This is a genomic window from Flavobacterium sp. 2755 (genome assembly GCF_031455715.1).
Lineage (GTDB): Bacteria > Bacteroidota > Bacteroidia > Flavobacteriales > Flavobacteriaceae > Flavobacterium.
Genome location: NZ_JAVDTG010000007.1, coordinates 199,411 through 216,489, shown reverse-complemented (window position 1 = coordinate 216,489; position 17,079 = coordinate 199,411). Strand labels below are relative to the sequence as shown.

Genomic DNA, 17,079 nt, shown 5'->3' with positions numbered 1-17,079 from the left:
TAATTTTTATATTGTAATTTTTGTAAAATACTGTCAAATTAGCTTATAATTGTACTTTTTACAAGTATTTTAAAAATTAGACTTTGAAGCATTTTGTTCTATATCTTCTACTAATAGGCTTTTCATTTTCAGGATATTCGCAAGATTATCCCGTTAAGTTTTTGGATATATCTGACGGATTATCAAATAATTCCGTAACCACGATATTTCAGGACAGCGAAGGTTTTATGTGGTTTGGAACTTACGATGGTTTAAACCGATATGACGGCTACAATTTCAAAGTTTTTAGAAACCGAATCAACGATCCAAAATCATTATTGTTTAATGCGATTTACAATATCGAAGGCGATTCTAAAAACAACATTTGGGTGGGAGGAAACAACGGAGTTTGTATTTATAATAAAACCTCGGCTACATTTCATTCGGTTGAATATACATCTTCCAATAAAAAAACAAAAAACTTAAAAGACATTGTACATCAGATGCGGTCTGTTTCTGATAAACTGTTTTTAATTGCTTCTCAAAATCTAGGATTAGTTGCGTTCGAAAATGGTTCATTTGTTGGGAAACCAATTCCGCTTACTGTTTTAGGAAACCAAATCAACGTCAATAATTACGATGCGATAGCCATTCAGGAAAATAAAAATAAATCGGGAAGCTGGGTTTATATTCGAAATGTGGGACTTTGCAATTACACTTATAATTCAAAGAAATTGCAAGTTGTTTTTCCGCTTTCGATTGGCGTAAAAGCAATGAAATTATCTTTAGATGGAAATCTTTGGTTCGGAACCGACGAAGGACTTTTTCTGTTTAATACCAAAACCGGAGCACTTTCTGATAATTATTTCTCAAACAAATGCAGTGTAACGGATATTCTCGCAGACAAAAAAGGAGAAATCTGGGTAACGACAGATGGCTGCGGCATTTTTCAGGTTATTGGAAACAATAAAAAAGCAGTGCCTTATAATTCAGTAAAAAACAATCCACTGGCAAAAAGCAATTCGGTTTGGAGTTTATACGAAGATAAATCCGGTAACAAATGGTTTGGTTCCCTTCGAGGCGGAATCAGTATGCTGAGCGATACGCCAAAATATTTTAAAAGCATCAGATACAATGGAAAAGATCCTGCCGAAAACTTTATTTTGTCTTTTTGCGAAGATGAAAAAAAGAATTTATGGGTTGGGACAGACGGCGCAGGTTTAAAATATTGGGACCGAAAAAACAATACTTATATAAACTACAACAAGGCACTCTCAAGCAGCTTTATTACCGGAATTGTTCGTGATAACAATAATGATATCTGGCTTTCTACCTGGGCTGGCGGCGTAAACCGAATCAATAAGCAAAATAATACCGTAACAAAATTTTCTTGTTACAATCCGTACACCAAACAAGTGGAGAAAAACATTTGGTTTGTTTACAAAGATTCAAAAGCAAATATTTGGGCAAGCGCCACTAATGAAGGTGCTTTGTACCTTTTTGACCGAGCCCAAAACAATTTTGTTCTTTTTGATAAAAATGTGACCAACCTGCAATCTATTATAGAAACAAGCGACGGGAAACTTTGGGGTGGAAATTATACTTCATTATTTTCGATAGAAAAAAACACCAAAAAGATTACCAAAACTACAATAGGAAATCCTGTTCGATGTATTCATGAAGACAAAGACAAAAATCTTTGGCTGGGAACGCAGGAAGGCGGTTTGCTTTTATTTGACCGAAAAACAAATAAATTCAAAAGATTTACATCTGATGACGGACTTCCATCCAACACCATTTTAAGGTTATTTGAAGATAAAGAAGGAAATCTTTGGATGAGTACGTATAATGGTATTTGTCGATTTGATAAAAAGAGAAAAACCTTCCGTAATTTTTCTGTAAATGACGGACTTCAAAGCAATCAGTTTAGTTTTAATGCCGGACTTCAATTATCTACAGGAGAATTTCTTTTTGGCGGAATAAACGGTTTTAATATCTTTTTTCCTGAAGCCATTAAAGGGTTCAATCAAAAGAATAATGTTTTGCTGACTGATTTTTATGTAAACAATCAGCCAATTGAAGAAAGCAAAGCCGAAATTAGAACTGATTCTGAAAAAATAAAAGAAGTCGAACTGGCTTACGATCAAACCACTTTATCTTTAGAATTTGTTGCCTTAGATTATAATAATGCCGACAAAATAAATTATGCTTATTTTTTAGAAAACTGGGACGAACAATGGAATTATGTGGGTCAGGCCCGAAAAGCAAATTACTCCAGACTTCCGGAAGGAAAATATACTTTTAAAGTAAAAACAACCAATTTTAAAGGAGGCTGGAACAAAGAAGTCAGCCTTGTTTCGATACAAGTTCTGCCGCCTTGGTACAGAACCTGGTGGGCTTATTTATTGTATATTTTGAGTATTGCCGGACTTCTTTTCGTTTATCTCGATTATCATAAAAACAAAGAAAAGCTAAAATATAAAGTCAAAATTGCCGAACTGGAAAGCAAGAAAGAAAAAGAAATTGCCGAAAAGCAATCTTCGATGTTTACTTATATTTCACATGAATTTAGAACACCGCTTTCGCTGATTATAAATCCGTTGAAAAAAGCAGTTCAGAAAGAAGACGTCCAAAATGGTTCTTCGGGAAGTGATTTGGCCATTGCGCACCGAAATGCTAGAAGACTTTTAAGTCTGGTAGATCAGCTTTTACTTTTTAGAAAAGCAGAAAATGATGCCGATTCGCTGCGTTTATCGCCAATAAATGTGAATAACCTTTGTAATGAAGTGTATCAATGTTTTGTAAATCAGGCAAAAGATAAAAACATCGATTATAATTTTACGATTCCCGATCATGAAATTGTGATTATTGGCGATTATGAAAAAATTGAGATTTCCTTATTCAACTTAATGTCAAATGCTTTTAAGTACACACCAATTGGCGGCGAAATTAATCTTATAGTAACAGAAAGTGATGAGGAGGTTTTTCTTGAAATTTCGGATAACGGCGACGGAATCGAGAAAAAAGATATTGAGGTAATTTTTGAAAAATTCAAACAAATCAATTCAAAAGTTTCAATAGGAACCGGTTTCGGAATTGGGCTTTTTATTGTCAAATATTTTGTAGACAAACATAAAGGAAAAGTAAGCTGCGAAAGTGAAATTGGAAAAGGAAGTATATTTAAACTAGCTTTTCTAAAAGGAAACAGTCATTTTGAAAATGTCGAAATTACAAATGAAGCTCCGCAAAGAAGCCAGTTATTTGATGAATTAATAATTGACGATTCCGAAGAAAATAATGCAACTTCAAACACTATAGTTTCAGAAAGTGATTTCCAAAAAATCATGCTTACTGAAAAACGCACCGTTTTAATTATTGATGATAATGCTGAAATCAGAGCGTATCTGATAAAATTATTCTCAGAAAACTATGTCGTTTACAGTGCCGAAAATGGAGAAGAAGGTTTAAAACTAACCAAAAAACACATGCCGGATCTTGTAATCAGCGATATTACAATGGAAGAAATGGACGGTTTAGAATTATGCCGAAAAATAAAAGAAAGCAACGACTTGTCTCACATTCCGGTGATTCTGCTCACGGCATCAAAAAATCCTGAAACTCATTTGCAGGGAATAAATGACGGTGCTGATGATTATATCACAAAACCATTTGATGATGATATACTTAAAGCACGTGTAGAATCTTTATTGCGAAATAGAAGCAACCTGAGAACTTATTTCTTAGACAGCATTACACTTAAGGAAAACACCCAAAAAGTTCCGGTAGAATATCAGGAAATGCTAAAAAAATGTATTGACATTGTAGAAGCTAATATTCATAAAAGAGATTTTACCATCAAAAACTTTGCGCTCGAAATGGGAATGAGCCACAGAACGCTTTATACCAAAATCAAGATCATTTCGGGACAAACTTTAAATGCTTTTATACGTTCAGTACGTATTCGAAGAGCTGCCATGTTAATGCTGACTGAAGATATGAATATTACTCAGGCAAGTGCCGAAGTTGGCTTTGAAGATCCAAAATATTTCAGACAGCAGTTTGTAAAACTCTTTGGAATGACACCATCAGAATACATTAAAAAATACAAGAGTTCTTTCAACTCAGATCTCAATATTATCAAATAATAAGGTTCTATTATCATTTACTTGTAACTCGACAAAGATTGGTCATTGCGAAAAACGAAGCAATCTCACGTGCTGAATCAATTAGTAATTTTTGTTAGTGTGATTGCTTCGTTCCTCGCAATGACAAACGGTATAAAACAAAAAACGCAAACGTTTTAATCTCAAAAAAACATGAAATTTAATAATTACGTATTGTGTAAAAATATGCTGATATTTTTTCATAGTCCTTAAAATTTAACTCAAAATAATGGTTAATTGCAAATTTGACCTCCTTTTTTTTCCATTTTACCCCTGCTGGAGAGTTTGAATTAAACATTTCTTTGCAGTAATAGTAATGAAGTTAGTCACATTACTATGTTATAATCATAAGTGTTTGTTTCGATAAGTTTTTTAGCCGTTTAAAAAATTGAGCCTTTTTTAAACAATAAGTAAGAGTTGGTTTTACAGTATAACTTATAATACCCGCAGCTCTTAAAAACTGCGGGTAAAATAACAAACAGCAAGACTTAAAAGATGAAAGAGTAAAGAAGAAAGAAAAAAAGGAAAAAAATATACTAACAATTAACCAAACTCACCAATATGAAAATAACAAGATAACCAATTGCAGTCTGTTTTGCCTCAGGAACAGATAAACCAAACTTAAAAAATGACCTACAAGTTTAAACCAACTTACGTTTTTAGAAAACGACAAACTAACTAAACCTAACTTTAAAAATTAAGAAATGAAAAAAAATGTATTTTTATTTTTTCTTACCCTTTTTGCCATCTTTTTTACCGGATGTCAAAATAACGAATCAGGATTTCCAAGTTCTGATAATCCTACGGTAGTTGTATCAACAAAAGAAATTTATGGTGCACCAAGCAGAAAATTTGAAATCAAAGCCGCTCTGGCTGACGATTTAGGATTAAAAAGCGTAGAGATTCAAATTCCCGAATTATCGCTTGATAAAGTAATCTCATTTGCAACAGATCCTCTTTTAAAATCATACGATTTGAGTTACTTTTTTGAAGTTCCGGCAAACAGAGGAACTTCTGAAGCATTCAAAATAAAATTAATTATTACAGATGTTTCTGGAAATGTGGTAAACGAAGAAGCTAATCTGCGTTTAGACGGCGAATTTGCAGCGCCATCCATAACAATGGTTACGCCAAAAGAAGGTGCCGTTATCTTGTTATCAACAAGTAACCAAATGCCGGTAAATTTTGTAGTAAATGACGATTCAGGAATTGATTATGTTCAGGTGAAATGTGAAGCGCTTGGTATTGATGAAACAGTTACTTTAGCAGGTTCGCCTCAATCATACACTTTTAATAAAACCTACACACTGCCTGTAACGGCTGCAGATTATGTATTGACGATTACAGCAAAAGATAAATTTGCGATTCCGAATACAGGAACTTTAAGCGTAAATATTGTAGCAACAAACGAATATCCGGCGCTTTATTTATGCGACCAGCCAAAAGGTGCAAACCTAACGACAGATGCAGTTGGAGTTCCGATGTATTTCCATGAAAAGAGCGGACAGGATTTCGAATTCAAATACTATGCTGATAAAGACAATAAAGAAATTTATTTCTTAGGTCAGGAATCCGATTTTGCACCACATTGTTTTGGTTTAAATACTTCTGGAGAATTAGTTGACGATGTTGCTTCAACAGCAATTATTCTGCCAACAAAAGGATATTATAGTATAAAAGTAAATCCAAATACTTTAAAATATACAGCTACAAAATACACACCTTCAAGCAAAGTCTGGGCCGATATTGCGAACGGATTATGGCATGATGACGAAGCTTTAAGAAGACCATTCGTGAGTGTTTGCGGCGGAGGAATTCAGGGCGCAGATTGGGATACATGGACGGCTTGGGTTCAAACAGGACTGCATTTAGCAAATAATCCAAACAACCCTTATCAATTAGTGGGAGAATATACTTTGACAGGACAAATGGAAGCAACTTTTACAGGTCAATGGTGGAGCCCTTCATGGAGATTAATTAAAAATGGTATTTGTACCATGTCACCGGGCGAAAACGGAAATGCCAAATACCCAGCAGCGGCCGGAGTTTACAAAGTAGTTCTTGATACAGAGTTAGAGAGAGTTTTTATAACAAAGAAATAATTTGTTATCAGGCTTTTATAACATTAATAAATAAAACATCTCAATATGAAATTTAAATATATATGGTTTTTTATTGCCCTTTTGTGTACTGCTGTATCATTTGGACAAATAAAAATAAAAGGAACTGTGAAGGATAAAGCAAATGTACCAATTCCGGGAGTAAACGTAATTGTAAAAGGAACTTCAACATCTGCAGCGACTGATTTCGACGGAAATTATACAATCAATATTCCAAACAAAAATGCTCAAATCGAGTTTTCATTTGTGGGTTTTACAACTCAATTAATAGCTGTTGGCGATAAAACCGAGATCAATATTGTACTTCAGGAATCAAGCCAGGCCTTAGACGAAATCGTAGTTGTAGGTTATGCCGCTGTAAAAAAGAGCGATGTAACGAGTTCAATTTCTTCTATAAAAGGAAAAGAATTACAAACCATGACAGTTGGTAACGTAACTGAATCATTACAGGGAAAAGTTTCCGGAGTTCAGGTTACAGGACAAGGCGGGCCGGGTGCACAGCCAAGAGTTTTAATTCGTGGAATTTCTACAGTAAACTTAAGTACGGATCCGCTTTATGTGGTAGACGGAATCCCAATGGGAACCAGTATCAATTTCTTAAGCAATAACGAAATTGAATCTATGGAAGTTTTAAAAGATGCTTCTGCAAGTGCTATTTATGGTTCTCGTGCATCAAACGGAGTTATCCTGATTACGACTAAAAAAGGTAAAGCAGGAAAAACCAGATTCAATTTTGATTTGAGTTCTGGTATGCAGATTATGAAAAACCCATACGATATGGCTGATGCCGAAGGTTATGCAACGATAATGAATAAGGCTTATAACAATTCAGGTTATTCAGATTATCTGCCAAATCCTTCTCAATACAAAGGCAAAACAACAGACTGGTGGAGAGCCGGAATTAAAACCGGAACTCCTGTAACGAATGCTTCTTTTGGAGTAAGCGGCGGTTCAGACAAACATACTTATGCTATAAGTCTGAATTACTATAACTCAGAGTCTATGTACGGAATAGGCGGATGGGAAAGAGTGACCATGAGAATTGCAAATGATTTTAAATTCTCTGATAAATTCTCAGCCGGAATCACTTTAAACCCTCGTTACGAAACTTGGGGCGCACCTGGAAACTGGGCAGATTTTGATAAAATTGATCCAATTACGCCAATTTACAAACCTGCCGATCAGTTAACAGGATTAGAAAATGAATACAGCATTTATGCACGTTCTCCATCATATGTATGGAATCCGGTTGCAGCCGTAAACCGTTACGATGATTACACAGATCAGTACAATTTAAATACAAACGGATATTTACAATACGAACCCATAAAAGGGTTGGTAATTCGTACGCAGGCTTCTGTTGAGGTTGGAGATAAAATTTGGAGCAAATTTACGCCGGATTTCGTAATCGATGCCGCACACGAAAAAGCAGAAATCAATACAATCGAAAGAAGAGCTACAAACAATGTAGACTGGACTTGGCAGAATACGGTAACCTACAACAAAACATTTGGAGGAAAACACAACGCTTCTTTAATGATTGGTAATACAATGGAAGAATACAACGGAAACGATGTTTGGGGTTACGGAGAAGGTGTGCCAAATAACTCAGATTCTATGAGAGAGTTAAATGCCGCAACAAAAAACCGTAACAGCGGCGGAAACAGCTGGTCAAGTTCTATAATGTCTTATCTCTCACGTTTTTCTTATAACTACGATGGTAAATATTATTTCACAGGAACTTTTAGACGAGATGGTTCTTCAAAATTCATGGCGAATAACAAATGGGCAAATTTCCCTTCGGCTTCTGTTTCATGGAGAATTTTAAACGAAGGATTTATGGAAAAAACCAAAGATGTTTTAAGCGATTTAAGATTTAGAGCAGGTTGGGGTAAAGTCGGAAATCAAAATTTACCAAGCGCTGTTTATCAGTCAAACATTGGTCAGGGATTTTATATAATCGACGGACAGGTTGTTGATACTTCTTTCCCATCATCTATGGCGAATAAAGATATTAAATGGGAAACGGTTGAAGATATGAGTTTTGGAATTGATTTCGGATTATGGAAAAACAAACTTTCAGGATCATTAGAATATTATCAAAAGAAAACGCACGATATGTTGTTCCTTAAACAATTTCCAACCTATAGCGGATTCCCTGGATTTTCTACCATGTGGACAAACGTAGGCTCCATGCAGTCAAGCGGTATAGATTTATTAATTTCTTATAAAGATAAAAAAGGTGATTTCTCATACGGTGTAGACTTAACTTTTACAACCGTAAATGTCGAAATGCTTTCTCTGTCATCTGAAGGAGAAAAATTATACGGAGCAAGCAACAGAACTTTAACCGTAAAAGGTGAAGAACCGGGATATTTCTACGGATATGTTGCAGATGGTTTATTCCAAAACCAAACGGAATTAAATTCTCATACAGACGAACATGGAACAAAATTACAGCCGTATGCACAATTAGGAGATATTCGTTTTAAAGATGTAAACGGCGATGGAAAACTGGATGACAAAGACAGAACTAAAATTGGTTCTCCGTGGGCAGATTACAATGTAGGTTTGAATTTGAATTTTGGATACAAAAACTTTGATTTAGTAGCGAATTTCTATTCAAGTATTGGAAATGATATCGTAAACCAAAACATTTCAGATTTATACAACGGAGCAAGTTTAACAAACAAAGTAAACGGTTTAGATCAAATGGCCTGGCACGGTGAAGGAACTTCAAATTACATTCCGCGTTTATCAAAAGACGATAATAATGAGAACTACACAAAATTCTCCTCTCTGTATGTTGAAGACGGTTCTTTTGTACGCATGAAAAACCTTCAGTTAGGGTATTCATTCTACAACAAATTTGGTTTAGATAAATTGAGAATTTCGTTATCCGGACAAAATTTATGGACATGGACAAATTACACAGGAGTTGATCCTGAAGTAGCCGGCGGAGATCCTAATACAGGAGACAGAGTAAAAGGATCAGGTTTTGGCGGATGGAATTATCCTGTACAGCCAACAATCCTGATGGGTCTTAATGTTGCATTTTAATAAAAAACGATCATGAAAAAAATACTAGTATCCATAATAGCTTTAGCTGCATTTACAGTTTCTTGTGACGATTTTATCGAAAAAGAAGAAAGAGGAACGCAGACTTTAGAAAACTATTTTCAAACTGCGCAGGAATGCGAAAATTATGCTAATGAATTAACACAGCGTTTGTTATTAGCAAAAGACTGGTGGACATTAACGGCCCCGAGAGTTACCAACGAAATGTCTACAGATGATGCCTGGATGGGAAACACAGGACAGGACAGCGGTGCACACAGACCTTGTTCTCAATACATCATTACGCCGGATAATATGGGAGATATGAACAGTATTTATACCGCTCATTTTTACACCATTCAATCAGCAAATATTGGTTTAGAGAAAATGGCAAACTCGCCAATTTCAGATGCACAGAGAAATCAATATATGGGAGAATCATTATTCGTTCGTGCTTATTGTTACTACGAATTGGTAAACCTTTTTGGCGGAGTTCCATTATACACAAAATCTTTAGGAACAGGCGATTTAAATTTACAACGCAGTTCTGCTGCAGATGTTTATGCTCAAATTGAAGCCGATCTTAAAGAAGCAGCATCAAGATTAGAAAGCGCTCCCGTAAAAAAAGACGGAAGAATAAACAAATGGGCAGCGTATGCATTATTAGCGCGTGTAACTTTATTTCAGGAAAAATGGGCTGATGCTAAATTATATTCCAACAAAGTAATTACAGAAGGGCCTTTTCAATTAGAAGCTGATTTCTTAAATATCTGGAATGTAAACAATCATAACGGAGTTGAATCAATTTTGGAAGCGCAGTCATCATCTGTACAAGATAAAAGTTTAGGAGCCGCTTTACCTACATTAGCCGGAGCAAGAGGCGAAGACAAGAAAAATTTCCCAAGCAATGATGCCCAGGATGTTTTGGACGGATGGGGATGGTGCATGCCAACCAGCGATTTAGAAAACGCTTATTTATCTGAAAATGATGAAATCCGTCGCAAAAGCACCATTACAAAATGGGGAGAACCTGCTTATGGAGATGAGACTTTAAACCCAACACATAAATTCAGTTTAAACGATAATAAATCAGGACGTATCTGTCGTAAATATTATATTCCAATAGCAACACGTCGTGCATTAGATAAAAAAGACGGACACTTACCATTAAACATTCCGTTGATTCGTCTGGCAGAAATGTATTTGACAAGAGCAGAAGCAAATTACCATACAGGCGGCGATGCATTGGCAGATATTAATATCATTAGAGCGCGTGTACAATTAACGTCAAAAACTGGAATTTCCGGCCCAACTCTTTTAAGACAAATCTACAAAGAGCGTCGTTTAGAATTAGCTTTTGAAGGATTACGTTTATTTGATATTCGTCGTGAAAAAGACCCAACAACAGGAAAACCGGTAATCGAATCTCTAATGGGACCAAACGGAACTTTCGTTCAATACAATTTGAATTCTACAGATCCGTATGAAACTACAAACACCAGAGAATCACAAGACAAAGGAATCAATTTTAATCCGGCTAAAAACTTATTGTGGCCAATTCCACAATTAGAAATTGACTTAAGCGGCGGATTAATCACTCAAAATCCAGGGTATTAAAATGAAGTTTTTAAATAACAATAAAGTAAGTCTGCTGTGTGCAGGCTTGCTTTTCGCCAGCACTTTATTAGTAAGCTGCGATTCTGAAAATAATGGAGATTCAAATTCAGAACCCGGAACGGCAGAATTAAAGGTAAATCTGGATATGCCTTTGCAGACAATGGAAAGCTTTGGAGCTTCTGATGCGTGGCAATGTAATTTTATCGGGAAAAACTGGCCTTCAGACAAAAGAAACAAAATTGCCGATTTACTATTCAGCAAAGATTTTGATGCCGATGGAAACCCAAAAGGAATTGGATTATCATTATGGCGCTTCAATCTTGGAGCAGGAAGTTCAGAACAAGGAGATGCCAGTGATATTACAGATGAATGGAGACGCACAGAATGTTTTACAACAGATGGTGTAAGTTATAATATGAACAAACAAGCCGGACAGGTTTGGTTTATGAAAGCAGCCAGAGAACGTGGTGTCGAAAAATTATTGGCTTTCGCCAATAGCGCTCCGGTTTATTTAACCCAAAACGGAAAAGCACACGCCACCATCAAAGAATTTTACAATTTAAAAGATGGAAAAATGCCGGATTTGGCTGATTTCTGGGCAAACGCTTTAGATAAATTAAAAACAGAACAAGGTTTAACAATCGATTATGTAAGTCCGTTTAACGAACCGCAATACGAATGGGACGGAACAAATCAGGAAGGTTCTCCGGCTACAAACGCTAATATTTACAATTTTGTAAATGTTCTTTCTCCAAAATTACAATCAAAAGGAGTTGAAGCACAAATCGTTGTTGGCGAAGCTGGAGCTTACGAACCCTTGTATAAAACAGTTTCGGGTAAAGAAAGCAGATCCAACCAAGTTGATTATTTCTTTGGAGCCAATTCTGCTAAAAAAATCAGCGGATTAAGCAACGTAAAGAAAACCATTTCAGCACACAGTTACTGGCAGGCTTGGCCTTTAAACGAAATGGTTTCGTCAAGACAATTAGCAGCTTCCAGAATTCAGGGAGCAGGAAACATCAGTCTTTGGTCGTCTGAATATTGCGTTCTGGAAAGTCCGGGAACTTCAGAATTACCGGGCGGAGCAGGAGCAGGAAGAGATTTAGGAATGTCATTGGCACTTTGGACAGCAAGAATTATCAATACAGATATTGCAGTTGGAGGAGTTACGTCATGGCAATGGTGGACAGCGATTAGCCGAGGTGATTACAAAGACGGTTTAATTCACGTAGACGATGGCGCAAGCAATGGAGCCGGAAACTCAGATTATTGCAAAAATGATGGTTACATCAGAGATTCAAAAACACTTTGGGCGCTAGGAAACTTTTCATTCTTCGTAAAACCTGGAATGGTAAGAATTCAAATTCCAAGTATAGATAATGCCACTTCCGTGAATGATGTAATGGTAACTGCATACAAAGACGCAGCAAATAAAAAGTTGGTTGTTGTTGCCGTTAACATCAGCAAATCGGCGAAAGCCTATAAATTAAACCTTGCCGGAGGAGCTTTAGTCGATAACAAATTAACGCCTTATACCACTTCTGAAACTTTGAGTTTGAAAAAAGGAACTGCTGTTGATGCGGCGAGTTTTGAGATTCCGGCTAGAGCAGTTGTGACTTATGTAGGAACGTATAAATAAAGGTTCTGATACTAAGTTTCTAAGGAACTAAGGTTTTTGAAAAGTTGAGATAAGATTGGACATAACCACAATCTTGTCATTTCGAGGAACGAGAAATCTTCGCAAGAAGCTCGACAAAGATTGTCGCTTTTGATTGTGGAGCTACTTGCGAAGATTCCTCCTCCGTCGGAATGACAAACATTGTGAAAAAATATAGAATTAAAAAATGAGAAAAATATATATCTCGCTTTTATTGATAACAAGTTCGCTGTCATTTGCACAGCGAACTGCTATCATCAGCACAGATAATGTTGTACAAACCATGGATGGTTTTGGAGGTTCTGATGCCTGGAGAACTCAGTTTGTGGGGAAAAATTGGCCGGAACAAAAAAAGAACGCTATTGCTGATTTGCTTTTCAGCAAAGAAATTGATGCAGACGGAAATCCAAAAGGAATTGGGCTTTCAATCTGGAGATTTAACCTTGGTGCCGGAAGTACAGAACAAGGAGAAAACAGTAAAGTTTCTGACGAATGGAGAAGAAGCGAATGTTTCCTAAATGCCGACGGAACTTACGATTTTTCGAAACAAGAAGGGCAGAGATGGTTTTTGCAGGCAGCCAAAAAACGAGGTGTCGATAAATTCCTGATTTTTACAAATAGTCCGCCAGTTTCGATGACAAACAACGGATTATCTTTTGCATCCCAAAAGAATAAACTGAATCTAAAAGATGGAGCAATTCCAAAATTTGCCGATTTCTTAGTTCAAAGTATTCAGGGATTAGAGAAAAAAGAAGGAATCAAATTCGATTATATAAGTCCAATCAACGAACCGCAATGGGAATGGATGCCAAATAACGGTGACAAAAACAGTCAGGAAGGAACTCCGGCGACAAACGACGAAATTTATGCTTTGACGAAATCACTTTCTGAAAAACTCAAAGCCAATAAAATGAGTACAGAAATTGTAATTGCCGAAGCCGCCCAAATCAATTATTTATATGAAAATGTAAATGCCGAAAACAGAGACAATCAAATCGATTATTTCTTCGGAAAATCAAAAACGAATATTTCGAAACTTTCCAATGTAAAAAATGTCATTTTAGGACACAGCTATTTTACGACGTGGCCTGTTGAAAAACAAGTTTTAAGCCGAAAGCTAATCGCTGCAAATATCAAACAAAACCCGGGATTGAAATATTGGCAATCAGAATATTGCATTTTAGAAAATCCGGGAGAAGCAGAAATTCCGGGTGGATCAGGAGGAGGAAGAGATTTAGGAATGCAGACCGCTTTATTTGTAGCACGTTTAATTCACAACGATATTGCGGTTGCCAACGCCGCTTCTTGGCAATGGTGGACATCCCTAACCAGAGTTGATTACAAAGACGGCTTAATTTATCTCGACGACGGAAAAAGCAACGGAGGAACAGAACCCAATTATGTTAGAAACGACGGAGAATTTCACGATTCAAAACTGCTTTGGGCTTTAGGAAATTATTCTCTTTTCGTTCGTCCCGGAATGCAGAGAATTGACGTTCCAAACCAAAACGAACTAGATGCCGCAAATGATGTAATGTTGACGGCGTATAAAGACGTTCAAAATAAAAAACTAATTGTAGTAGCAGTCAACTGTGGAAAATCTCCCCAAAAATACAAGTTCAATTTATCAAAAGGAACCCTAAAAAACAACGAATTCACACCATACATAACATCTGAAAATTCAAACCTAAAAAGAACAGCAACTCAGAAAATTAATGATTTAGAAATCCCAGCAAGGTCTGTAGTGACATTTGTGGGAGAATTTCAATAAAAATAAAAGTTTGTTTCAAGTTTCAGGTTTCAAGTTAGCAGGGAACCTGAAACCTGAAACCTGAAACAAAAACTTAGAACCTTAGCATCTCAGCACCTTAGAACCTTAAAAAAATGTTTACAAAAAAAATCATATTACCCGTACTTCTCTTCTCGTGCATATCGGCATTTAGTCAGATATCATTTGGAGATTCACAGAAAATAAATGACAACTGGAAATTCAATCTTCAGGAAACTCCGGATGCAAAAAATACAAGTTTTGATGACAGCAAATGGCAATCAGTAAACGTTCCGCATGACTGGAGCGTAAAAGGACAATTGAGCCCAACATTGGCAAGCTGTACAGGATATTTGCCAGGCGGAATTGGCTGGTACAGAAAATCAGTAACTATTCCGCAAAGCAAAAGCGGCGAAAAAGTCTATTTATACTTTGAAGGCGTATACAACAGGAGCGAAGTTTTCATTAACGGACATTCGTTAGGCAAACGTCCAAACGGGTATATTTCTTTTGCTTATGATGCCACGCAATATGTAAAATTTGGAGGAGAAAATACCATTTCGGTTCGCGTTGACCACAGCCAAAGTGCCGATTCACGCTGGTATACCGGTTCAGGAATTTACAGGGATGTTTGGTTGGTATATGCAAATCCCGTTCATATTGGACAATGGGGCGTATACGCTTATCCGGAAGTAAAAAACGGAACAGGAACTTTAAATGTTGAGGTTGATGTAGAAAATGATTCAAAAGCAAAATCAAGTCTTACTATTGTAAACGAATTGATTTCAAAAGATGGAAAATCGGTTGCAAAATCTTCTTCAAAAGTGGAAGTTGCAGCCAATCAAAACGGAAAAATTTCAACTAAATTAAGCGTAAAAAATCCTCAAATATGGGATTTAGAAAACCCGAATTTATATCAGCTAAAAACAACCGTTTTAAAAGATGGAAAACAAATCGATCAAACCGTTACTAAAACAGGTTTTAGAACCTTCACTTTCGATCCAAACAATGGTTTTGCCTTAAACGGAAAATGGATGAAAATGAAAGGCGTTTGTCTGCATCACGATGCCGGAGTTTTAGGTTCGGCAGTTCCTCGTGAAGTTTGGGAAACAAGATTGAAAACACTAAAAGAAATTGGTGTAAATGCCATCCGTACAAGCCATAATCCGCAAGCTCCCGTCTTCTACGAACTTTGTGATGCATTAGGAATTTTAGTTTTAAACGAAGCTTATGATGAATGGGAATTCCCAAAACGTAAATGGTTAGAAGGCTGGAATTACGGAACTCCGGGATTTGAAGGTTCGTTTGATATTTTTGCAGAATACGCAGAAAAAGATTTAGAAGACTTTGTTCGCCGTGACAGAAATCATTTATCAGTTTTTGGATGGAGTATTGGTAACGAAGTAGATTATCCAAACGATCCGTATTCGCATCCGGTTTTAGATAAAGGAAAAGACGGTTTTGGACAGGCAGCTTACGGAGGTTACAAAAAAGATGCACCAGATGCTATGCGCCTTGGAGCCATTGCAAAACGTTTAGTCGCAGCAGTAAAAAAATACGATAAATCGCGCCCAACAACTGCCGGATTAGCTGGAGTTGCTATGTCTAACGAAACAGAATATCCGGGAGCTTTAGACATTACAGGATACAATTACACAGAAAGCAAATATCAATCAGATCACGAAAAATATCCAAACAGAGTTATTTTCGGAAGTGAAAATGTGCATGATATGGAACCTTGGCTTGCCGTAAAAAACAACAAACACATTTTCGGACAGTTTTTATGGACAGGAATTGATTATTTAGGAGAATCAGGAAGATGGCCTTCAAGAGGATTTTACTCTGGTTTAGTTGATTTTGCAGGCGTTATCAAACCTAGGGGATATTTCCGTCAGTCATTATGGTCAGACAAACCAATGGCGTATATTGGAACTTATCCGCTAACAAATGAAAAAGAGATTTCTAAAGATGCATGGGCAATTTGGAATTATAAAGACGGAGAAAAAATTCGTGTAGTTTGTTATACAAATGCCGTAAAAGCACGTTTAGAATTAAACGGAAAAGTAGTGGGCGAAACTAAACTTTACGACGAAAAAACCGGAATTATTTATTGGGATATTCCTTTTGCTTCAGGAAAATTAGAAGTAATTGGTTTAGATAAAAATGACAAAGAAGTAAGCAGATACGCCATTACAACAACGCAGCAACCAGTTGAATTAACCATTGCCGATAAAAATATCACGATTTCTAAAGATAAAGGTGTTGCCAAAATAATGGTTCAGGTAAAAGATCAAAACGGTTTGCCTGTAATGCTTTCAGATAACGAAGTGACTTGCACAATAAACGGCCCTGGAATTTTATTAGGACTTGAAGCAGGAAATAACAGCGACATGACAGATTACACAGATAATGTACAGCGTGTATTTCACGGACATATTGCGGCATATATTCAGGCAACAGGAGAAGCACAGCCAATTAAAGTAACCTTCACAAGCCAATGGTTAAAACCAGTTGAGGTTACGATTAATGTAAAGTAGAAAAATTTAAACACATAGGAACATAGATTTTGGGAGCATATAAAAGGCGTTTCACTTGCATTAACAATCATAGGTTTTGCGTGAAACTATGTGTGAAAAACTAGTTTTTTTTGATCATCTTTTGCAAAAAAGAAAAATCTATGTTTCTATGTGTGTAAAACAATTAACCTGTCTGTATTAT

7 protein-coding genes are annotated in these 17,079 nt (G+C 36.3%); all 7 read left to right on the top strand.

Features of this window, described 5'->3' with window-relative positions; all coding sequences use genetic code 11:
- Positions 1-83: 83 nt before the first annotated feature.
- The 7 genes from J2Y38_RS17090 to J2Y38_RS17060 all read left to right on the top strand — a co-directional run bounded on the left by J2Y38_RS17090 (position 84) and on the right by J2Y38_RS17060 (position 16,898).
- The gene (locus tag J2Y38_RS17090) at positions 84-4,124 is read left to right on the top strand and encodes a two-component regulator propeller domain-containing protein (RefSeq protein ID WP_309844852.1); all 4,041 of its coding nucleotides are present in this window, start codon (positions 84-86) and stop codon (positions 4,122-4,124) included.
- Between the two features lie 722 nt (positions 4,125-4,846).
- On the top strand, positions 4,847-6,244 hold the full coding sequence (locus J2Y38_RS17085) for a hypothetical protein (RefSeq protein WP_309844851.1): 1,398 nt from the start codon (positions 4,847-4,849) through the stop codon (positions 6,242-6,244).
- Positions 6,245-6,289: 45 nt separating this feature from the next.
- Positions 6,290-9,322, top strand: coding sequence for a TonB-dependent receptor (locus J2Y38_RS17080; protein WP_309844848.1), 3,033 nt, complete (start codon positions 6,290-6,292; stop codon positions 9,320-9,322).
- A gap of 12 nt (positions 9,323-9,334) precedes the next feature.
- Positions 9,335-10,936 carry a RagB/SusD family nutrient uptake outer membrane protein gene (locus J2Y38_RS17075; protein ID WP_309844846.1) on the top strand — a complete coding sequence of 534 codons (1,602 nt, stop codon included), beginning with the start codon at positions 9,335-9,337 and terminating at the stop codon, positions 10,934-10,936.
- Position 10,937: 1 nt separating this feature from the next.
- Complete coding sequence (locus J2Y38_RS17070) at positions 10,938-12,575, top strand: glycoside hydrolase (RefSeq protein WP_309844845.1); 1,638 nt, start codon at positions 10,938-10,940, stop codon at positions 12,573-12,575.
- A gap of 205 nt (positions 12,576-12,780) precedes the next feature.
- Complete coding sequence (locus tag J2Y38_RS17065; protein ID WP_309844842.1) at positions 12,781-14,364, top strand: glycoside hydrolase; 1,584 nt, start codon at positions 12,781-12,783, stop codon at positions 14,362-14,364.
- Between the two features lie 113 nt (positions 14,365-14,477).
- Positions 14,478-16,898 carry a sugar-binding domain-containing protein gene (locus J2Y38_RS17060; protein WP_309844840.1) on the top strand — a complete coding sequence of 807 codons (2,421 nt, stop codon included), beginning with the start codon at positions 14,478-14,480 and terminating at the stop codon, positions 16,896-16,898.
- Positions 16,899-17,079 lie beyond the last annotated feature (181 nt).

Bases quoted from the DNA above. Each gene is read 5' to 3' on its own strand.
- J2Y38_RS17085 (WP_309844851.1), top strand. From the start codon at position 4,847: ATGAAAAAAAATGTATTTTTATTTTTTCTTACCCTTTTTGCCATCTTT.
- J2Y38_RS17080 (WP_309844848.1), top strand. From the start codon at position 6,290: ATGAAATTTAAATATATATGGTTTTTTATTGCCCTTTTGTGTACTGCT.
- J2Y38_RS17075 (WP_309844846.1), top strand. From the start codon at position 9,335: ATGAAAAAAATACTAGTATCCATAATAGCTTTAGCTGCATTTACAGTT.
- J2Y38_RS17070 (WP_309844845.1), top strand. From the start codon at position 10,938: ATGAAGTTTTTAAATAACAATAAAGTAAGTCTGCTGTGTGCAGGCTTG.
- J2Y38_RS17065 (WP_309844842.1), top strand. From the start codon at position 12,781: ATGAGAAAAATATATATCTCGCTTTTATTGATAACAAGTTCGCTGTCA.
- J2Y38_RS17060 (WP_309844840.1), top strand. From the start codon at position 14,478: ATGTTTACAAAAAAAATCATATTACCCGTACTTCTCTTCTCGTGCATA.